The sequence below is a fragment of the Janibacter endophyticus genome (genome assembly GCF_016888335.1).
GTDB lineage: Bacteria > Actinomycetota > Actinomycetes > Actinomycetales > Dermatophilaceae > Marihabitans > Marihabitans endophyticum.
On the sequence record NZ_JAFEJG010000004.1, the window covers coordinates 825,231 to 843,519 of the forward strand.

Consider the following 18,289-nt stretch of genomic DNA (forward strand, 5'->3'; position numbering starts at 1 on the left):
CAGCGCGTCCTCGCGACCCAGATCCCTGGCCCGAAGTCCGTCGAGATGCAGCAGCGCAAGCTCGCCGCAGTCGCGGACGGGGTGGGCACCGGCCTGCCGGTCTACGTCGAGGCAGCCGAGGGCGGGATCATCCGCGACATCGACGGCAACCAGCTCATCGACCTCGCCTCCGGCATCGCCGTGACGAGCGTGGGCAACCGCAACCCTCGCGTCATCGAGGCTGTCCAGCGGCAGGTCGAGGACTTCACCCACACCTGCTTCATGGTCACCCCCTACGAGGAGTACCTCGAGGTGTGCGAGGCGCTCGCCGAGGTGACGCCCGGCCCCCATGCGAAGAAGTCGGCGCTCTTCAACTCCGGGGCCGAGGCGGTCGAGAACGCCGTGAAGATCGCGCGGCACGCCACCGGTCGCACCGCCGTCGTTGCCTTCGACCACGGCTACCACGGGCGCACCAACCTCACCATGGCGCTGACGGCGAAGAACATGCCGTACAAGGACGGCTTCGGGCCCTTCGCCGGTGAGGTCTACCGGGCCCCCATGGCCTACCCCTACCGCTGGCTCACCGGCCCGAAGCAGTGCGCCGATGAGGCCTTCGAGGCCTTCACCGCGATGGTGCACGCGCAGGTCGGCGAGCAGAACACGGCGGCGGTGATCCTCGAGCCGATCCAGGGCGAAGGGGGGTTCATCGTCCCGCCCCAGGGCTGGATGCGTCGGGTGGCCGACTGGTGCAGCGAGCACGGCATCCTCTTCATCGCCGACGAGGTGCAGTCCGGCTTCTGCCGCACCGGTGACTGGTTCGCCAGCGAGCACGAAGGGGTCGTCCCGGACCTCATCACGACGGCGAAGGGCATCGCCGGCGGCATGCCGCTCGCGTCGGTCACCGGCCGTGCCGAGCTCATGGACGCTGTCCACGGCGGAGGTCTCGGCGGCACCTACGGCGGCAACCCCGTCGCCTGCGCCGCGGCCCTCGCGAGCATCGAGACGATGCGCGAGGAGAACCTCGCCGGGCGCGCCCGCGAGATCGAGGAGCTGCTCGTCGGTCGCCTGCAGGCGCTCTCCGACTCCACCGGCGTCATCGGGGAGGTCCGGGGACGCGGCGCGATGATCGCCATCGAGCTCGTCTCCGACCTCGACCTCAAGACGCCGGCCCCCGAGCTTGCGGCCAAGGTCAACAAGGCCTGCCACGAGCGCGGCCTGGTGACGCTGACGTGCGGGACGTACGGCAACGTCTTCCGATTCCTGCCGCCGCTGACCATCAGCGACGACCTCCTCGAGGAAGGGATGGACGTCCTGGCCGAGGCGTTCTCGGTGGCGCTGGGCTGAGGCCCCTCCGCCCGCATGTGCGGTGTGGTCCACGACACACCGAAGAGGTAGTTGTGCGTTGGACTACGACGCTGCGTAGTACTACACTAGGTCGAGCCAGCAGGTGATCCTCCTACTGACATCCCTACACCGTTCCGGAGGACAGCATGACCGCCACGACCGACCGCCGCACGCACGTCGAGACAGACGTCCTGTACCAGGAGGACGTCGTCCGTTCCCCGATGGCCCAGTGGCTCCTCACCGCGCTGCGTCTTCTCCTGGGCTGGACCTTCCTCTGGCCCTTCCTCGACAAGCTCTTCGGCCTCGGCTACGGCACGCCGGCCGAGGGTGCCTGGATCGACGGCGGGTCGCCGACGACCGGCTTCCTCACCAAGAGCCCCGACGTCGTCAACGGCCCCTTCGCCGGACTCTTCGAGAACTTTGCCGGCGGGATCTGGGACTGGGTCTTCATGCTCGGGCTGGCGGGCATCGGCATCGCCTTCCTGGCCGGCGGCATGCTGAAGATCGCGGCCTGGGGCGGCACCCTCCTGCTGTTCCTCATGTACCTCGCGGCCCTTCCCATCGGCCGCCCGGGCGAGGGCTTCACCAACCCGATCACCGACAGCCACTGGATCGAGGCGCTCGCCCTGCTCGTCGTGGCCTACACCCTCTCGGGCGACAAGCTCGGTCTCGGTCGCTGGTGGGGTCGCAAGGTCGGCAACGGCATCCTGCGCTGACTTCCTGACACCGCGTACCGCAGCGGCCCGCCCTACGATGGGCGGGCCGCCGCGTCGTGTCGCGGCGATCCGGACGAAGGGGTGAGATGCTCGCCGAGACCCGTGGCTGGCTCAGCACGCGCACGTCCACCCACCACGACTGGGGCGTCGAGGATCTCCGTGAGGCCAAGGAGCGCTCCGGCTCGCGCGTGAGCGTCGTCATCCCCGCGAAGAACGAGGTGGCGACCGTCGGAGCTGTTGTCGCCGGCATCGTCGCCGAGCTCGTCCGGGCGGCACCGCTCGTCGACGAGGTCGTCGTCATCGACTCCGACTCCCGCGACGGCACCGCCGACGCCGCCCGCGAGGCCGGAGCCGTCGTCCGTGCGGCTGCCGAGATCAGGCCGGACCTGGGCACCAACCCCGGCAAGGGCGAGGCGATCTGGAAGTCGCTGCACGTGACGAGCGGCGACCTGCTCGTCTTCGTCGACGCCGACCTGCGGCTCTGGGGCCCGCACTTCGTCACAGGCCTGCTCGGCCCGCTGCTCGACGACCCGGAGGTGCTCCTCGTCAAGGGCTTCTACGACCGGGTGCTGCGCAGCGGCGGCGCAGCCGTCAGCACCGAGGGTGGTCGAGTCACCGAGCTCGTCGCCCGGCCGATGCTCGACCTCTGGTGGCCCGAGCTCGCCGGGGTCATCCAGCCCCTCGCGGGGGAGTGGGGCGCTCGCCGACCGCTCATGGAGTCGTTGCAGGTCCCCACGGGCTACGGCGTCGAGATCGCGACCCTCATCGACACCTTCGCCCGGCACGGACTCGACGCGATCGCCCAGGTGGACCTTGGGGCCCGCGCGCACGAGCACCAGAAGGACCACGACCTCGCCGTCATGGCCGCCGAGCTCCTCGCCGTCACCCGCGCCCGCTGCCCCGGGGCCGAGGGTCCCGGAGTGCGCGCAGACGTCCTCCAGCAGCACACCCGTGACGGTGGGTGGCGCGAGCGCAAGGTGCCGCTCGTCGAGCGACCCCCGGCGGGCCCCCTTCGCCTGGACATCGAGGAGGCGAGATGACCCTCCGGCTCGGAAGACGGAGCTTCTCCGACACCGACCTGCTCGTCATGGCGATCGTCAACCGGACGCCGGACTCCTTCTACGACAAGGGTGCGACCTTCGCCGACGACGCGGCGATGGCCCGGGTCGACACCGTCGTCGAGGAGGGCGCGGACCTCGTCGACATCGGTGGGGTCAAGGCGGCCCCAGGTGGCGACGTGAGCGTCGCCGAGGAGATCGAGCGGATCGTCGGCTTCGTCGCCGAGGTCCGGGAGCGGCACCCCGAGCTCGTCATCAGCGTCGACACGTGGCGGCACGAGGTGGCCCGGGAGGTGTGCGCCGCCGGAGCCGACGTCCTCAACGACGCCTGGGGCGGCGCCGACCCGAGGCTGGTCGACGTCGCTGCCGAGCACGACGTCGCGATCGTGTGCACCCACACCGGCGGCGCGGCGGTACGCACCCGTCCTTTCCGCACCGGCTACGAGCGGGATGTGGTGAGAGACGTCGTCGAGGGAGCCGTCGGGTACGCCCGCCGCGCGGTGGAGGCCGGGGTGGCACCGGAGTCGGTGCTCATCGATCCGGCCCACGACTTCGGCAAGAACACACACCACACGCTCGAGGTGACCCGGCGCCTCGGCGAGATGGTCGAGACCGGCTGGCCGGTGCTCGTCTCGCTGTCCAACAAGGACTTCGTCGGGGAGACCCTCGACCGACCGGTGGACGAGCGCGTCGTCGGCACGCTCGCGACGACCGCGGTGTCCGCCTGGCTCGGGGCTCGGGTCTTCCGGGTCCACGAGGTCGCCGAGACCCGCCAGGTCCTCGACATGGTCGCGACCCTGCGCGGCGAGCGGCCGCCGGCCCGGACGATGCGGGGGCTGGCATGACGCTCGTCGCCGCCGCTGTCGTCCCGGCCGCTCCGGCGCTGCTCCCAGGCCTCGGCGGCGCCGCGGACCCGCTCGCAGAGCTGCGCGACCGGGCCCGCGCGACTCTGGCCGCCGCGGTCGCGGCAGACCCTGAGGCCCAGGTGGTCGTCGTCTGCGGAGCCACCAACCTCGAAGGGGGACTCGCCCGCCGTCCGGTGCGGCTCGAGTGGGCGACCGACGCCCCGTCGGGAGCGGCACGGTTCACCACGGGTCGTGTCCCGGCCGGTGCCCTCCCGACCGGTCTCGAGATCGGTCGAGAGCTGCTCGGCGACGACGTCGCGGCGCGGTTCGTCAGCGTCGCTGACGATGCGGCGGCCCGCGAGTGCGCGTCCCTCGGCGCCGCGCTCGTACGGGGCCGCCCGACCGTGCTCGCCGTCGTCGCCGACGGCTCGGCGACCCGCACGGTCAAGGCGCCCGGCCACCTCGACGAGCGGGCCGAGGGCTTCGACGCGAGGATCGCCCGCGCGCTCGCCGAGGTCGACGGGCAGGCGCTCCTCGCGATCGACCCGATGCTCGCGGACGCCCTGTGGTGCCGCGGTCGTGCGGCGCTCCAGGTGCTCGCCGGCGCTCTGGGGATGCCAGACGCGCGAGATGGCGCGCCCCTGGCATCCCCCGGGCTCATCGGTGACGTCACCCTCGACGAGGCGCCCTACGGCGTCGGCTACCTCGTCGCCACCTGGCTCCCGACGGGCACCTGACCGCCCCGTTTTCGCACGAGCCAAGGCTCGTGCGGGACGGTCGGGGGTCAGGTGGTCGCACGAGCCAAGGCTCGTGCGGGACGGTCGGGGGTCAGGTGGTCGCAGGAGCCAAGGCTCGTGCGGGACGGTCGGGGGTCCTGGTTGGGTACGAGCCTTGGCTCGTGCGAAGGGGGGGGTGGGGGGGCGTCAGCGGGGAGGCATGCGCAGGGCACCGTCGAGGCGGATGACCTCGCCGTTGAGCATCGCGTTGTCGACGACGTGGCCGACCAGCTTGGCGTACTCGGCCGGCTGCCCGAGCCGCGAGGGGTGCGGGACCTGGGCCTCGAGGACCTTCGTCGCCTCCGCGGGCAGCCCCGCGAGCATCGGGGTGGCGAAGGTCCCCGGCGCGATCGTCACGACCCGCACCGCCTTGTCCGCGAGGTCGCGAGCGGCCGAGAGCGTCAGCCCGACGACGCCGCCCTTCGACGCGGCGTACGCCGCCTGCCCCACCTGACCGTCGTAGGCGGCGATCGAGGCAGTCATGACGCACACGCCGCGGTCGCCGTCGACCGGCTCGTTCTTGACCATCGCGGCGGCGGCGAGGCGCAGGACGTTGAAGGTGCCGACGAGGTTGACGTCGATGACCTGGCGGAAGCTCTCGAGCGGCAGCGCCCCCGTACGTCCCACGACCCGACCCGGCGTACCGATACCCGCACAGGTCACGGCGACCCGCAGCTCGCCGAGCTCCCCGGCGGAGTCGACCGCCGCCTGGACAGCGACCTCGTCCCGGACATCGGTGGCGACGAAGCGGGCCCGCTCACCCAGCTCGTCAGCCAGGGTCTGGCCTGGGCTCGAGGGGAGGTCGGCGATGACGACCGCGGCGCCGAGGCTGTGGAGGTGGCGGGTCGTGGCCTCCCCGAGCCCGGAGGCTCCTCCGGTGACGAGAGCGACGGTCCGGTCGGTGATCTGCATGGCTCGTGAGCATAGTGAGTCCCGGAGCAGGACGCCGATCCGTCACCACCAGCCCCGATCTCCCACGCCGGACGGCGATCCGCGGTTTACTCGGGAGCATGAACACCGTCCTCGAGGAGCTGTGCCCCTCGCCGGTCGACGAGGCAGCGGCCGCGCCGAGCCCTCTCCTCCTGGCCGCGGAGGTTCCCCGCGTCGTCATGGCGGTCGACGCGCTGCTCCTCGCCGCCCCGTGGTTGCGCTGCGCGCCCAAGGGGAACGGCCACCCGGTCCTCGTCCTGCCGGGCCTGCTGGCAAACGACCTCTCGACCCTCGTGCTGCGCCGTTTCCTGCGCCAGCAGGGCTTCCACCCCTACAAGTGGCACCTCGGCCGCAACGTCGGGCCGACCGCCGCCGTCCGGGCCGCGCTGCCCGCCGCGATCAAGCGGATCAGCCGCCGCAACCGCTCGACGGTCTCGGTCATCGGGTGGAGCCTGGGCGGCATCTACGCCCGCGACCTCGCGCACCGCCACCCCGAGCACGTCCGGCAGGTCATCACCCTCGCGAGCCCCTACCGCCTCCAGCACCCCGGGCAGTCACGGGCCAACAACGCCTTCTACCGCTACTCGCACCTCCACGACATCGACGACGAGGAACGCGCCCCCCGGATCACCGGCCGCAGCGCCCTGCCGCTCCCCGTCCCGTCGACCTCGATCTACTCGCGGACCGACGGCATCGTCGCCTGGCAGCACTGCCTCGAGCCGCCGACCGAGCACTCGGAGAACATCCGGGTGCGCTCCAGCCACCTCGGCATCGGCTTCGACCCACAGGTCCTCTGGGCGGTCGCGGACCGGCTCGCCCAACGTGAGGGTGAGTGGGCCCCCTTCGTCCCGCCGACGCTCCTCTCGCCCTTCTTCCCCGCACCCGACACCCCCCACGAGGACCATCGATGAGTGACGCAGCAGCGCAGCAGCCGACCACCGACGAGCCGGCCAAGGGCCAGGGTCTCGCCGAGCCGTGGGGGGCGGTGAGTCGTACGGTCGACCTCGACGGCGAGGTCCACTACATCGAGTGGGCCGGTCCGAAGGGGGCATCCCCGGTCCTCCTCGTCCACGGCCTCGGCGGCAACCACCTCAACTGGGTGCTCCTCGGTCAGCGGCTGGCTCAGCACTACCGCGTCTACGCCCTCGACCTCGTCGGCTTCGGTCTCACCCGCGCGACCGAGCGCTCGGCGTCGGTGGGCAACAACGCCAAGCTCGTCCGGCGCTTCCTCGACGAGGTGGTCGAGGAGGACGCGATCCTCGTCGGCAACTCCATGGGCGGGCTCATCTCGACGATGGTCACGAGCCGTGTGCCCGACCGGGTCCGCGGGCTCGTGCTCCTCGCTCCCGCCCTCGCAGCCCCGAAGTCGCGCCCGCAGGACGCCCTCCGGAGCGTCGCCACGCTCGTCTCGGCGCCGGTCCGGCGCAACATGCGTCGGCGGCTCGGTCGCTCGGTGACTGTCGCCGGCGAGGTCGAGTTCGTGCTCCGACTGTGCATCGCGCGCTGGGACCGGGCGGACCGCGACGTCGTCGAGGCCCACGTCGACCTCGCGCATGCGCAGCTCGGCTTCCGCGAGCAGCAGCGCGCCTTCAAGGAGGCGGGCCAGACGATGATGAACGCCCTGGTGCGCCACAGCGTCACCGCAGCCCGCCTCGCCAAGATCGGCATGCCCGTCCTCCTCGTCCAGGGGACCCTCGACCGGCTCGTGCCCGTCTCCGCCGCCCGGTGGGCCGCCAAGCTCAACGCCGACTGGACCTATGTCGAGATGCCGGGCGTCGGGCACGTCCCGATGATCGAGGTCCCCGACGACACCTACGACGCGATCACCGACTGGGCCCGCACCAAGCTCGGCGACACCCATGACTGACGCGATGACACCCACCGGTCCGGTCCAGCTGCCCGGCCTCGACGCGGCCTTCCTCGGGCTCGAGGCGTCGCGGCAGACAGGGCACGTCGGCAGCCTCGCGGTCCTCGACCCCAGCGGTCTCGATGTCCCCTTCGACCTCGCGCACCTGCGGGCGCTCGTCGCCGAGCGGCTGCCCCGGCTCGGTCACTTCCGCCGCCGGCTCAAGCACGTCCCTCTCGGCCTCGACCGCCCCTACTGGGTCGACGACGTCGACTTCGACCTCGAGTACCACGTGCGCGAGCTGGCCCTCGCCCAGCCCGGGACGCAGGAGATTCTCCTCGACGCCGTCGCCCGGATCCACGAGCGCCCGCTCGACCTCACCCGTCCGCTGTGGGAGAGCTACGTCATCACCGGCCTCGAGGGCGGCAAGGTCGCGGTCTACACCAAGGTCCACCACGCGATGATCGACGGCGTGACGGGCGTCGAGCTCTTCGTCTCGCTCATCGACCTCGAGCCCGGCCGGCTCCCGGGCGATCCCGCCCCCTTCGAGCCCCAGGCGGAACCGTCCGGGCTCAGCCTGCTCGCCCGGGCCGCGCTCGGCGTGACCCGTCGGCCCAAGGACGCGGTCACGCTGGCGGCAGCGGCCGTACGGTACCTCCCGGCGCTCGCCTTCCAGGCCCAGCCGATGCTGTCGCGACTCATCGGGCGCAGCGGAGCCTTCGAGACCGCGGCGACCCCGTTGCGGGCACCGGCGACGCCCTTCAACACCCGGATCAGCGCCCAACGGCGCATCGGTCTGGCTCGGCTGCCGCTCGAGGACCTGCGGACCATCAAGTCGGCCTTCGGGGTGTCCGTCAACGACGTCGTCCTCGCGGTCTGCGCAGGCTCGCTGCGGGGCTGGCTGCAGCGGCACGGCGGTGCGACGAACACACCCCTGGTGACGATGGTCCCGGTCGCCCTCGCCGGTGACCGCAGCGGGGCCGCCGGCAACTCGGTGACAGCGATGTTCACCCCGTTGCCGGTTCACCTCGACGACCCCGTGCAGCGGGTCCTCGCCACGCACTCGAGCAGCCGCGCGGCCAAGGAGCACGGCGCGGCGATCCCGCAGGAGCTCTACGAGGGTGGCATCCAGTTCGCCCCGCCGATCCTGCTGTCGCGGGCGATGCGGACCTTCTTCGATCTCGGCGTGCTGCGGCGGGTCCGGACCTTCAACACCGTCGTCTCGAACATCCCCGGTCCGGACATCACCGTCTACCTCGGGGGTGCCATGGTCGAGACCATCTATCCGCTCTCGATCATCGTCGACGGCATGGGCATGAACATCACCCTCCAGGGCCTCGGCAAGCACCTGGGCGTCGGCGTGGTCGGCTGCCGGCGGGCCGTGCCCGACGCGCAGTCGATCGCGGACGGGCTGCTCACCGAGATCGACGTCCTCCTCGCGGCTGCGCAGGCGCAGGCGAAGGGGGACTGAGGCTCACCCCTTCGTCCGGCCGGCCGTGAGGTCGCGCAGGAGGTTGCGGGAGATGACGAGTCGCTGGATCTGGTTCGTGCCCTCGAAGATCTGGGTCACCTTGGCCTCGCGGAAGTAGCGCTCGACCGGGAAGTCCGCCGTGTAGCCGGCGCCGCCCAGGACCTGGATGGCGTCGGTCGTCACCTTCATGGCCGCGTCGGTCGCGACGAGCTTCGCGACGGCCGCCTGGGTGCCGAAGGGCCGGTCGGCATCGCGCATCCGGGCGGCGTGGAGGTAGGTGGCCCGGGCTGAGGTCACCGCAGCCTCCATGTCCGCGAGCAGGAAGGCCAGGCCCTGGTTGCTCGCGATCGGCCGGCCGAACTGCTCGCGCTCGCTCGCGTAGCGCACGGCGACGTCGAGCGCGGCCTGAGCGAGCCCGGTGGAGGCCGCGGCGATGCCGAGCCGCCCGGCATCGAGGGCGGACAGGGCGATGGCCATGCCCTGACCGACCTCCCCGACCCGGCGGTCGTCACCGACGTAGACGTCCTCGTAGTAGACCTCGCGGACGGTGTCGCCGTGCAGACCCATCTTCTTCTCCGGCGCGCCGAAGGAGAGACCCTCCGCGGCCGCGGGGACGACGAAGCAGGTGATCCCGCGGCCGCCGTCCTCGCTCGTCCGGGCGAAGGTCGTGTAGAAGTCCGCATGGCCGGCGTGGCTGATCCACGCCTTGCGGCCCTTGAGCCGCCAGCCGTCGCCGTCACGCGTCGCCCGCGTCGTCATCGACCCGACGTCCGAGCCGGCGAGCGGCTCCGAGAGGGCATAGGCACCGAGCTGGTCGCCCGAGAGCATCTCCGGCAGGAGTGCCTGCTGCTGCTCGGTCGACCCGAAGGTCGCGACGGGGTAGCAGGTGAGGCTGTGCACCGAGGTGCCGACGGCGACCGACATCCACGCCGAGCCGATCTCCTCGACGACCTGGAGGTAGACCTCGTACGGCTGGCCGCCTCCCCCGTGCTCCTCGGGATAGGGGAGCGAGAGCAGACCCGCCGCCCCGAGCTCGGCGAAGACCTCGCGCGGGAAGACCTCCCCGGACTCGGCCGCGCGCTCGGTGTCGTCCACCCGCGGGCGCAGCGCCTTGTCGCAGATGGTGCGGGTGAGGTCGATGAGGTCGTCACCGATCTCGGAGGGCATGAGCCGGGTTGCTGGCATGCCTCGCACGATATCGACCGGCACGGTCAGGTGTGGTGCCATGGACACGTGCTTCGCCCCCGCCTGCCCCTCGGCGTGACCGCTGCGGTCTCCGCCGTCGCGCTCGCCGCCTGCTCCGGGCAGGCCGACGAGCCGGCGGCGAGCTCGACGACGTCGAGCCCGACCACCTCGTCAGCGGCACCCTCCACCCCTTCGCCTGCGATCGAGGGGGCACCGGACGCGCTGGCCGCGGCGGTCACCGACCGGTACGGCGCCGAGGTGGCCGGCCAGGCCGGGCTGGGCCGCTGGCGCGGCGACGAGGTCGCCGTCGTCACCGGCGAGGACGAGCAGGAGGGCGACGTCACCCTCGCCGTGCGCCCGAAGGGCAAGAGGTCCTGGGTCGTCGTCGGCGGCTGGTGGCCGTCGCTGGGGGACGAGGGCACGGCGCGGCTCGGGGGGCGGCAGCATGTCCTGCTCATCGGGTCGGACGCCCGCAAGGGCGAGAAGGTGGGACGTGCCCGCGCCGACGCGCTCCAGCTCGTCGGGACCGACGGCAAGGGCGGAGCAGGCGTCATGGGCTTCGCCCGCGACCTCTGGGTGCCGATCCCCGGGCACGGCAGCGGCAAGCTCAACTCGGCGATGGTCTACCGCGGGCCGCGGGGGCAGGTCGACGCGGTCCGCGAGGTCAGCGGGATCAGCCCGACGGGGTACGTGCTGGCGGACTTCACCGGATTCCGGAGGGCGGTCGACGAGGCGGGAGGACTGAGGGTCTCGCTGCCCGACGGACTCCGGTCACACCTGCCCGGCGGCCGGCTCCCGCAGGGCCGGCAGGAGATCGACGGCAGGTCCGCGGTTGCTCTCGCCCGGGAGCGCAAGACCCTGGCCGGCGGCGACTTCGACCGGTCCGCCAACCAGGGGCTCATGGTCGGGGCCATCGCGCTCCAGGCCCGCCTGGCCGGCCCGTCAGGCCTGCCGCGGCTCGTGACGATCCTCGACAAGCACACCGAGTCCGACCTCACCGCCACCGAGATGCTGCGCTTCTCGGCCGGCTTCTACCGCGTCGACCCGACGAAGGTCGGCCGCGCGGTCGCCAAGGGTGGCTTCGGCACGGCCGGGGGCCAGTCGATCGTCATCCTCGACGGGGCGTCGAAGAAGGCGCTCCGGGACTTCCGCGACGGTCGCCTGGGCTAGCCGAAGGGCAGCTCGCCCGGGCGAAGGGGGCTCAGCTCGGGCCGCTTGGCCGCGATGCTGTCACCGGAGGAGCGGCCCGTGAGGCGGCGGTGCACCCACGGTCCGGCGTGCGTGCGGACCCACCGGCCGTGCTCGACGAGCCGCTCGGTGCGGGGCACGAGCGGCTCGTGCGGCAGCGGTGTCGTCCAGTCGGTGCGGTCGGTGTCCAGCCCGAGCGCGTCGAGCGCGGCGAGCGAGACCCGCCGGTGGCCCTCGGGGGAGAGGTGGATCCGGTCCTGCGACCACATCCGCCAGTCGCGCAGCGAGCGCATCGTCCAGAGGTTGAGGACGTACGCGCCGTGGCGCTGGGCGATGGAGAAGAGGTTGGCCGTGTGCACGGCGTGCCGGGGGCGAAGGGAGGACAGCAGGCCCGCCTTCGCCGGGTCGGTGGGCGTCGCGAGGAGGACATCGGCGCCGGTCGCCCGCGTCCGCTCGACCGCCCGCTCGAGCCGGTCGGCGATGTCGTCGAGGTCGACGCTCGGCCGGAGGATGTCGTTGCCGCCCCCGACGATCGAGACGAGGTCGGCCCCCATGGGCAGGGCCGCCTCGAGCTGCCGGTCGAGGACGTCGTCGATCTTGCGCCCGCGGACCGCGAGGTTCGCGTACCGGAACGGCTCGGCCGCGTCACCGGTCTCCTCGAGACGGCGGGCCAGCGCGTCGGCGAGCCGGTCGGCCCAGCCGAGGTAGGCGTCCTCGGTCCGCGGGTCCGGCTCGGACATCCCTTCGCTGAAGGAGTCGCCGACGGCGACGTAGGAGGTCCACAGGGGCGGCTGGGTCACGGCAGTCTCCAGTCGATGGGGTCGGCGCCCTGACGGGCGAGGAGGTCGTTGGTGCGGGAGAAGGGGCGCGAGCCGAAGAAGCCGTTGCGCGCCGAGAGCGGCGAGGGGTGGGCCGACTCGATCCTCGGGGTCTCGCCGAGAACGGGCGCGAGGTTGCGGGCGTTTCGGCCCCAGAGGATCGCGACGAGCGGTCCGCCGCGGGCAGCGAGCGCCTCGATGGCCCGGTCGGTGACCCGCTCCCATCCACGTCCCTGGTGGGAGTTCGGGGCGCCTGGACGCACGGTGAGGCAGCGGTTGAGGAGCATGACGCCCTGCTCGGTCCACGGGGTGAGGTCGCCGCTGCCCGGTGCCGGGACGCCGAGGTCGTCGACGAGCTCCCGGTAGATGTTCGCGAGGGAGCGGGGCAGCGGCCGGACATCCGGGGCGACGGCGAAGGAGAGCCCGATCGGGTGCCCCGGCGTGGGGTAGGGGTCCTGGCCGACGACGAGGACGCGCACCTCGTCGAGCGGGACCTGGAAGGCCCGCAGGACGTGCTCGCCGCTCGGCAGGTATCCGTGCCCGGCGGCCACCTCGGCGCGCAGGAAGGCGCCCATCTCAGTGATCGTCGCGGCCACCGGCTCGAGGGCCTGCGCCCACGTCGGGTGGACGAGCTCGACGAGGGGGTGCGCGGTCACGTCGGTGACCCTAACCGCCCGGGCACGGCGACGGCCGACCACGCAGGGGGTGTGGTCGGCCGTCGGTCCGTGAGGTGTCAGCAGGTGACGCCGGTGGCCGGCTCCGGGGCGCCTGCGAAGGAGTGGATGACGTCCTTGGCGGCGTGCTCGACGAGCGCGCCGATGAACTCGGGGTGGTGGTTCTCGCCCTCGATCTGCTGGCGGGCGTCGGCGACGATGGCCTCGATGCGCTCGCAGGGCACCTCGGGGTAGCGGACGCAGAGGTCCGCGGCGATGTGGTCGATGACGTGATCGACGTTCTCAGGCTGGAACATCTCGGGTCCCTCCTCACAGTAGGTGAACGCAAGGTTAACACCGGGTGGAGTAGGGATGTCCCGTCCGTCTCGGCGAGTCGGGTCAGACCCGGACCCCGAGGGAGCCGAGGAGCTCCTCGACGCGCCCCCTGATCTCGTCGCGTATCGGTCGGACGGACTCGACACCCTTGCCGGCCGGGTCCTCGAGCGCCCAGTCCTCGTAGCGCTTGCCGGGGAAGATCGGGCAGGCGTCGCCGCACCCCATCGTGATGACGACGTCGCTGGCCTGCACGGTGTCGGCGGTGAGGACCTTCGGCTCGGCCGCGCTCATGTCGATGCCCACCTCGGCCATCGCCTCGACGGCCGCCGGGTTGACGGCGTCGCCGGGGGCCGAGCCGGCCGAGCGGACCTCGACCGCGTCCCCGGCGAGGTGGCTGACCCAGGCCTGGGCCATCTGCGAGCGCCCGGCGTTGTGGACGCAGACGAAGAGGACGGACGGACGGTCGGGGAAGGCGGTCATGCAAGGGGCTCCTGTCGAAGGGGGGAAGGGGGTCAGTCGAGGATCTCGCGCAGCAGGGCGGTGACCCGGCCCTGGATGTCGTCGCGGATGTCGCGGACGGTGCTCAGGTCGGCGTCCTTGGGGTCGGCGACCGTCCAGTCCTCGTAGCGGCGGCCGGGGTAGACGGGGCAGGCGTCACCGCACCCCATCGTGATGATGACGTCGGCGGCGCGCACGGCGGAGTCGGTGAGCGGCTTGGGGTAGGCCTCGGTGAGCGAGATCCCTCGCTCGGCGAGGGCCTCGACGACGACCGGGTTGATCGCGTCGGTGGGCTTCGAGCCGGCGGAGCGGACGTGCACCCGGCCGTTGGAGAGGTGCTGCGCGAGGGCCGCGGCCATCTGGGAACGGCCGGCGTTGTGCACGCAGATGAAGAGCAGCTCGGGCACACGCCTGCTCACCCGGCCGTCCGCCTGGGCCGCAGCCATCAGCTCCTCCCGGGCCTGCTTCGCGACGAGCACGGGCAGGAAGGTCGGGATCCGCGAGACGCTCTGCAGCTGCTGGCGCGCGGTCGCGACTGCCTGCTCGACCGACTCGCGGGAGAAGACGCCGTCGTACGAGTAGGCGAGATCGTCGACGATGGCCGGGTAGGGATCCGGGGCGTGGGTGGTCATGGCGCTCACCTCTCGGGCGAAGGGGTGGTGCTCTGGTGGGTGAAGCGGTCCCGCAGGGCGAGCGAGACGTAGACGAGGCCGACGAGGACCGGGACCTCGATGAGCGGGCCGACGACCCCGGCGAGGGCTTGGCCGGAGGTGATGCCGAAGGTGGCGATCGCGACGGCGATGGCGAGCTCGAAGTTGTTGCCGGCGGCGGTGAAGGCGAGCGTCGTCGTGCGCTCGTAGGTCATGCCGAGCCCCTTGCCGAGGAGGTAGCCGCCGCCCCACATCACGGCGAAGTAGACGAGCAGCGGCAGCGCGATCCGGGCGACGTCGAGCGGCTGGCGGGTGATCTGGTCGCCCTGGAAGGCGAAGAGCAGGACGATCGTGAAGAGCAGCCCGATGAGGGCGAGGGGGGAGATCCGGGGCAGGAAGGTGCCCTCGTACCAGTCGCGCCCCTTGGTTCCCTCACCGATGCGACGCGAGAGGTAGCCGGCGAGCAGGGGCACGCCGAGGAAGACGAGCACCGACGCGGCGATCTGGGTGAAGGAGACGTCGAGGGCCGACTGCTCGAGCCCGAGCCAGCCCGGCAGCACGGAGAGGTAGAACCAGCCGAGCCCGGCGAAGGCGAGGATCTGGAAGACCGAGTTGATCGCGACGAGCACGGCGGCTGCCTCGCGATCGCCGCAGGCCAGGTCGTTCCAGATGATGACCATCGCGATGCACCGGGCGAGCCCGACGATGATCAGGCCCGTGCGGTACTCGGGCAGGTCGGGCAGGAAGACCCAGGCGAGCGCGAACATCAGCGCCGGTCCGAAGACCCAGTTGAGCAGCAGAGAGCTGATCATCATCGGCTTGTCCGCGGCGACGGTCCCGAGCCGGTCGTAGCGGACCTTCGCCAGCGGGGGGTACATCATGACGAGCAGGCCGATGGCGATCGGCAGCGAGATGCCCTGCAGCTGCACGGAGTTCAGCGCGTCGTCGAGCCCGCCGAACATCCGGCCCAGCAGCAGCCCGGCCGCCATGGCCAGGCCGATCCAGACCGCGAGGTAGCGGTCGAGGAAAGACATCTGGCGGACGACGTCCGTGCCCTCGGCGGGGCCCTGGGTGGTGGTGGTCATGCTCAGACGCCCGTCGGCGTGCAGCAGGCGGAGCCTGAGGGGGTGCCCTCGAGCAGCGGGTGGGACGAGGTCGCGGGACGCCCGTCGGCGGGGTTGTCGTCCTTGACGACGTAGACCTCCCACGGGGCACCCGCCGGGTCCGAGACCCAGACCTTGTCCTGGAGCGCGTAGCAGCAGGTCGTGTCGTCCTCGTCGAAGGTCGCCAGCCCGGCACCGGAGAGACGCTCGCGCGCGGCGCCCACCTCGCTGCCGTCCTCGACCTCGATGCCGAGGTGGTTGAGCGCGCCCTTCGGGCCGGTGCCCCGGGTGGCCTCGTCGGTCTCGATCAGGACGAGCTTGACCGGCGGGTTCTCCACGACGAAGTTCGCGTACCCCGGGCGTCGCTTGTGCGGCTCGATCCCGAAGAGGGTCGAGTAGAAGGTGACGGAGGACTCGAGGTCGGTGACGTCGAGGGCGATCTGGACCCGGCTCATGCGGAACTCTCCTATATCGATGCTTGTCGATATGGACTCTCGCAGCAAATATCGATGTGTGTCAATATGGGGCCATGTCCGATCTCATCGCACCTGAGGGCCGCACGCTCCTCGCGACCGCCGTCGAGCGGTGCTGTGCGACCCCGGGCAGTGCCCCGCTGGCCCGGGAGGACGCCGAGCTCGTCTCCCGGCTGCTCAAGGCGGTGGCCGACCCGGTGCGGCTGCAGATCCTCAGCATCGCCCGGTGCGCGCCGGGCGGCGAGGTCTCGGCGGGCGACCTCCAGGAACCGCTCGCCCTCGCCCAGCCGACGGTGAGCCATCACCTCAAGGTCCTCGTCGACGCCGGGATGCTCGTCCGCGAGCGGCGTGGGCAGACCGCCTGGTTCACCCTGGTCCCCGAGCGCCTCGAGCTCGCCGGCCGGGCCCTCTCCGGCTGAGGCGACGCGGACCGGGGTCGGCACCTACGCTGCCGACCATGTTCGGAAACGACAAGGCGGTCGACGAGCTCGGCCGGATGGTGCTCGACTACGCCGAGGAGCGGCTCACCCTGCACCCGGTGCCGCTGGACTACGTCCTGTCCGAGGCCGAGCTGCTCGACCGGGCGGGCCAGACCATCACCACCGAGGGCATCGGCGGTGCCCGGGCGATGGACCTCTTCGCCGAGGTCCTGGCGCCGGCCTGCCTCTCGGTGGACCACCCCCGCTACCTCTCCTTCATCCCGTGCGCGCCGAGCGACGCCGCGGCGATGTTCGACCTCGTCGTCGGAGCGTCCTCGATGTACGCCGGCTCCTGGCTCGAGGGCTCGGGCGCGGTCTTCGCCGAGAACCAGGCGCTGCGCTGGATCGCCGATCTCGCGGGGCTGCCCGAGCAGGCCGGCGGGGTCTTCGTCCCGGGCGGGACGATCGGCAACCTCTCCGCCCTCGTCGCGGCGCGGCACGCCGCCCGCGCGCGGGCCGTCGAGGAGGCGAAGGGGGAGGGCCGCCCCCTTCGTCCGTGGCGGGTGGTAGCCACCGCCGGGGCGCACAGCTCGATCCAGTCGGCCTGCGACGTCATGGACGCCGAGCTCGTGACCGTCGAGCCGGACGAGCACCTGCGCCTCACCGGACCCGCGCTGCGCGAGGTCCTCGAGCGCGAGGGCCCCGAGACCTTCTTCGCCGTCGTCGCGACGGCCGGGACGACGAACTTCGGTGTCGTGGACGACCTCGCCGGTGTCGCCGAGGTCTGCGCCGAGCACGGCATCTGGTTCCACGTCGACGGGGCGTACGGCGGGGCGGCGCTCGCGGCGCCGAGCGTTCGGTCCCTCTTCGACGGGGTCGAGCGGGCGGACTCCTTCATCGTCGACCCGCACAAGTGGCTCTTCGCCCCCTTCGACTGCTGCGCGCTGATCTACCGCGAGCCGGCGCTCGCCCGGGCCGCCCACACCCAGCGGGCCGGCTACCTCGACGTGCTCACCGAGGCGGCCCAGTGGAACCCGACGGACTACTCCGTCGGGCTGACCCGCCGGGCCCGTGGGCTGCCGCTGTGGTTCAGCCTCGCGACGCACGGGACGGCCGCGTACACGCGGGCGATCGAGCGCACCCTCGAGGTCGCCCGTCACGCCGAGTCCGAGGTCGAGCGGCGCCCCGACCTCGAGCTCGTCCGCCACCGGGACCTCTCCGTCGTCGTCTTCCGCCGGCTCGGCTGGGGGCCGGGGGACTACCAGGCGTGGTCGGACCGGATGCTCGAGGACGAGTTCGCCTTCGTCGTCCCGACGACGCACGACGGCGAGACCCTGGCCCGCTTCGCCATCGTCAACCCTGAGACGACCGAGGCCGACATCGACGCCATCCTCGACACCATGGCCTGACCACGACGACCGGCACGGTTCACCACGACCCGGTCGTGGTGACAGGGGGTGGGGCCGGTGGTGCCTGTGTGACGGGTGAGTGAGGTCCAGGGGGTGCTGTCCAGCCGCCACGCCGAAGGGAATGACAGGCGTGTCATTCGCTGGGTACAGTGAGCCGCGCACGACGTCATCGCCCCGTCACGGAGGACCTCAACGTGAAGACCGCCACGCAGCAGCAGAGCAGCACCGCCGCCCCGCTGAGCGACCGCGACCGGGAGATCCTCGCCTTCGAGCGCCAGTGGTGGACCTACCAGGGCGCCAAGGAGCAGATGATCAAGGAGCTCTTCGACATGAGCTCCACGCGCTACTACCAGGTGCTCAACGGGCTCATCAACAACCCGGCCGCGCTCGCGGAGGACCCGATGCTCGTCAAGCGGCTCCGCCGCATGCGCCAGTCACGCCAGCGCAGCCGCAGCGCGCGCCGCCTCGGCTTCGACGCCTGAGCTGCGACTTCCCCCTTCGCCCCTGTCCCCGGCACCCGAGGACAAGGGCAACTGTTTGCACTCTCACCCCGAGAGTGCCAATAATGGCGTTAGCACTCTCCCCGTGAGAG

General features: G+C 72.0%; 21 protein-coding genes. 12 read left to right on the top strand and 9 right to left on the bottom strand.

Annotated features, from left to right (window positions below; all coding sequences use genetic code 11):
• Window positions 1-45 precede the first annotated feature (45 nt).
• The 5 genes from gabT (at window position 46) to JNO54_RS04030 (ending at window position 4,679) form a co-directional block, all read left to right on the top strand.
• On the top strand, window positions 46-1,323 hold the full coding sequence (gene gabT / locus JNO54_RS04010; RefSeq protein WP_233703419.1) for a 4-aminobutyrate--2-oxoglutarate transaminase: 1,278 nt from the start codon (window positions 46-48) through the stop codon (window positions 1,321-1,323).
• 146 nt (window positions 1,324-1,469) lie between these two features.
• Window positions 1,470-2,039, top strand: a complete 570-nt coding sequence (locus tag JNO54_RS04015) for a DoxX family protein (RefSeq protein WP_204142731.1) — start codon at window positions 1,470-1,472, stop codon at window positions 2,037-2,039.
• A gap of 86 nt (window positions 2,040-2,125) precedes the next feature.
• Complete coding sequence (locus JNO54_RS04020) at window positions 2,126-3,079, top strand: glucosyl-3-phosphoglycerate synthase (protein ID WP_204142732.1); 954 nt, start codon at window positions 2,126-2,128, stop codon at window positions 3,077-3,079.
• Entirely contained in the window at window positions 3,076-3,942 is an 867-nt protein-coding gene (folP, locus tag JNO54_RS04025; RefSeq protein ID WP_204142733.1) for a dihydropteroate synthase, read from the top strand. The genes JNO54_RS04020 and folP overlap by 4 nt, the downstream gene beginning before the upstream one ends.
• On the top strand, window positions 3,939-4,679 hold the full coding sequence (locus JNO54_RS04030; RefSeq protein WP_204142734.1) for a class III extradiol ring-cleavage dioxygenase family protein: 741 nt from the start codon (window positions 3,939-3,941) through the stop codon (window positions 4,677-4,679). The genes folP and JNO54_RS04030 overlap by 4 nt, the downstream gene beginning before the upstream one ends.
• Before the next feature lie 186 nt (window positions 4,680-4,865).
• Here JNO54_RS04030 and JNO54_RS04035 read toward each other — a convergent pair whose 3' ends face one another.
• Entirely contained in the window at window positions 4,866-5,630 is a 765-nt protein-coding gene (locus tag JNO54_RS04035) for an SDR family NAD(P)-dependent oxidoreductase (protein WP_204142735.1), read from the bottom strand.
• A gap of 98 nt (window positions 5,631-5,728) precedes the next feature.
• Between JNO54_RS04035 and JNO54_RS04040 the strand changes: the two genes are divergently transcribed.
• From JNO54_RS04040 to JNO54_RS04050, 3 genes are read left to right on the top strand one after another with little or no spacing between them, the layout of a single operon-like run.
• A complete protein-coding gene (locus tag JNO54_RS04040) occupies window positions 5,729-6,559 on the top strand; it encodes an alpha/beta hydrolase family protein (protein WP_204142736.1) in 831 nt (276 codons plus the stop codon).
• Window positions 6,556-7,515 carry an alpha/beta fold hydrolase gene (locus JNO54_RS04045; RefSeq protein ID WP_204142737.1) on the top strand — a complete coding sequence of 320 codons (960 nt, stop codon included), beginning with the start codon at window positions 6,556-6,558 and terminating at the stop codon, window positions 7,513-7,515. The genes JNO54_RS04040 and JNO54_RS04045 overlap by 4 nt, the downstream gene beginning before the upstream one ends.
• Window positions 7,508-8,965, top strand: coding sequence for a WS/DGAT/MGAT family O-acyltransferase (locus JNO54_RS04050; RefSeq protein ID WP_204142738.1), 1,458 nt, complete (start codon window positions 7,508-7,510; stop codon window positions 8,963-8,965). The genes JNO54_RS04045 and JNO54_RS04050 overlap by 8 nt, the downstream gene beginning before the upstream one ends.
• A 3-nt stretch (window positions 8,966-8,968) precedes the next feature.
• Here JNO54_RS04050 and JNO54_RS04055 read toward each other — a convergent pair whose 3' ends face one another.
• A complete protein-coding gene (locus JNO54_RS04055) occupies window positions 8,969-10,150 on the bottom strand; it encodes an acyl-CoA dehydrogenase family protein (protein WP_204142739.1) in 1,182 nt (393 codons plus the stop codon).
• A gap of 48 nt (window positions 10,151-10,198) precedes the next feature.
• Here JNO54_RS04055 and JNO54_RS14905 point away from each other — a divergent pair, with 48 nt between their 5' ends.
• Window positions 10,199-11,320: an LCP family protein gene (locus JNO54_RS14905; RefSeq protein ID WP_204142740.1), complete on the top strand. Its 1,122-nt coding sequence runs from the start codon at window positions 10,199-10,201 to the stop codon at window positions 11,318-11,320.
• Here JNO54_RS14905 and JNO54_RS04065 read toward each other — a convergent pair.
• The 7 genes from JNO54_RS04065 to JNO54_RS04095 form a co-directional block, all read right to left on the bottom strand.
• A complete protein-coding gene (locus tag JNO54_RS04065) occupies window positions 11,317-12,138 on the bottom strand; it encodes an SGNH/GDSL hydrolase family protein (protein ID WP_307818053.1) in 822 nt (273 codons plus the stop codon). The two genes, JNO54_RS14905 and JNO54_RS04065, sit on opposite strands and share 4 nt — an antisense overlap.
• Window positions 12,135-12,812 carry a uracil-DNA glycosylase gene (locus JNO54_RS04070; protein ID WP_204142741.1) on the bottom strand — a complete coding sequence of 226 codons (678 nt, stop codon included), beginning with the start codon at window positions 12,810-12,812 and terminating at the stop codon, window positions 12,135-12,137. Before JNO54_RS04070 ends, JNO54_RS04065 begins: the two co-directional genes overlap by 4 nt.
• A gap of 77 nt (window positions 12,813-12,889) precedes the next feature.
• Window positions 12,890-13,126: a three-helix bundle dimerization domain-containing protein gene (locus JNO54_RS04075; protein WP_204142742.1), complete on the bottom strand. Its 237-nt coding sequence runs from the start codon at window positions 13,124-13,126 to the stop codon at window positions 12,890-12,892.
• A gap of 82 nt (window positions 13,127-13,208) precedes the next feature.
• The gene (locus tag JNO54_RS04080; protein ID WP_204142743.1) at window positions 13,209-13,625 is read right to left on the bottom strand and encodes an arsenate reductase ArsC; all 417 of its coding nucleotides are present in this window, start codon (window positions 13,623-13,625) and stop codon (window positions 13,209-13,211) included.
• Window positions 13,626-13,657: 32 nt separating this feature from the next.
• A complete protein-coding gene (locus JNO54_RS04085) occupies window positions 13,658-14,275 on the bottom strand; it encodes an arsenate reductase ArsC (protein WP_204142744.1) in 618 nt (205 codons plus the stop codon).
• A 5-nt stretch (window positions 14,276-14,280) separates the two neighbouring features.
• Entirely contained in the window at window positions 14,281-15,378 is a 1,098-nt protein-coding gene (gene arsB / locus JNO54_RS04090) for an ACR3 family arsenite efflux transporter (protein ID WP_204142745.1), read from the bottom strand.
• Between the two features lie 2 nt (window positions 15,379-15,380).
• The gene (locus tag JNO54_RS04095; protein ID WP_204142746.1) at window positions 15,381-15,851 is read right to left on the bottom strand and encodes an ArsI/CadI family heavy metal resistance metalloenzyme; all 471 of its coding nucleotides are present in this window, start codon (window positions 15,849-15,851) and stop codon (window positions 15,381-15,383) included.
• Between the two features lie 74 nt (window positions 15,852-15,925).
• On the opposite strand from JNO54_RS04095, the gene JNO54_RS04100 reads away from it, so the two are divergent.
• The 3 genes from JNO54_RS04100 (at window position 15,926) to JNO54_RS04110 (ending at window position 18,179) form a co-directional block, all read left to right on the top strand.
• Window positions 15,926-16,288 (top strand): ArsR/SmtB family transcription factor, encoded by a 363-nt coding sequence (locus JNO54_RS04100; RefSeq protein WP_204142747.1) that lies wholly within the window; start codon window positions 15,926-15,928, stop codon window positions 16,286-16,288.
• A gap of 38 nt (window positions 16,289-16,326) precedes the next feature.
• On the top strand, window positions 16,327-17,697 hold the full coding sequence (locus JNO54_RS04105) for a pyridoxal phosphate-dependent decarboxylase family protein (protein WP_204142748.1): 1,371 nt from the start codon (window positions 16,327-16,329) through the stop codon (window positions 17,695-17,697).
• A gap of 194 nt (window positions 17,698-17,891) precedes the next feature.
• On the top strand, window positions 17,892-18,179 hold the full coding sequence (locus tag JNO54_RS04110) for a DUF3263 domain-containing protein (RefSeq protein ID WP_204142749.1): 288 nt from the start codon (window positions 17,892-17,894) through the stop codon (window positions 18,177-18,179).
• The last annotated feature ends 110 nt before the right edge of the window (window positions 18,180-18,289 follow it).

Coding starts and splice junctions, on each gene's coding strand:
- gabT (WP_233703419.1), top strand. CDS start 46: ATGCAGCAGCGCAAGCTCGCCGCAGTCGCGGACGGGGTGGGCACCGGC.
- JNO54_RS04015 (WP_204142731.1), top strand. CDS start 1,470: ATGACCGCCACGACCGACCGCCGCACGCACGTCGAGACAGACGTCCTG.
- JNO54_RS04020 (WP_204142732.1), top strand. CDS start 2,126: ATGCTCGCCGAGACCCGTGGCTGGCTCAGCACGCGCACGTCCACCCAC.
- folP (WP_204142733.1), top strand. CDS start 3,076: ATGACCCTCCGGCTCGGAAGACGGAGCTTCTCCGACACCGACCTGCTC.
- JNO54_RS04030 (WP_204142734.1), top strand. CDS start 3,939: ATGACGCTCGTCGCCGCCGCTGTCGTCCCGGCCGCTCCGGCGCTGCTC.
- JNO54_RS04035 (WP_204142735.1), bottom strand. CDS start 5,630: ATGCAGATCACCGACCGGACCGTCGCTCTCGTCACCGGAGGAGCCTCC.
- JNO54_RS04040 (WP_204142736.1), top strand. CDS start 5,729: ATGAACACCGTCCTCGAGGAGCTGTGCCCCTCGCCGGTCGACGAGGCA.
- JNO54_RS04045 (WP_204142737.1), top strand. CDS start 6,556: ATGAGTGACGCAGCAGCGCAGCAGCCGACCACCGACGAGCCGGCCAAG.
- JNO54_RS04050 (WP_204142738.1), top strand. CDS start 7,508: ATGACTGACGCGATGACACCCACCGGTCCGGTCCAGCTGCCCGGCCTC.
- JNO54_RS04055 (WP_204142739.1), bottom strand. CDS start 10,150: ATGCCAGCAACCCGGCTCATGCCCTCCGAGATCGGTGACGACCTCATC.
- JNO54_RS04075 (WP_204142742.1), bottom strand. CDS start 13,126: ATGTTCCAGCCTGAGAACGTCGATCACGTCATCGACCACATCGCCGCG.
- JNO54_RS04080 (WP_204142743.1), bottom strand. CDS start 13,625: ATGACCGCCTTCCCCGACCGTCCGTCCGTCCTCTTCGTCTGCGTCCAC.
- JNO54_RS04085 (WP_204142744.1), bottom strand. CDS start 14,275: ATGACCACCCACGCCCCGGATCCCTACCCGGCCATCGTCGACGATCTC.
- arsB (WP_204142745.1), bottom strand. CDS start 15,378: ATGACCACCACCACCCAGGGCCCCGCCGAGGGCACGGACGTCGTCCGC.
- JNO54_RS04095 (WP_204142746.1), bottom strand. CDS start 15,851: ATGAGCCGGGTCCAGATCGCCCTCGACGTCACCGACCTCGAGTCCTCC.
- JNO54_RS04100 (WP_204142747.1), top strand. CDS start 15,926: ATGTCCGATCTCATCGCACCTGAGGGCCGCACGCTCCTCGCGACCGCC.
- JNO54_RS04105 (WP_204142748.1), top strand. CDS start 16,327: ATGTTCGGAAACGACAAGGCGGTCGACGAGCTCGGCCGGATGGTGCTC.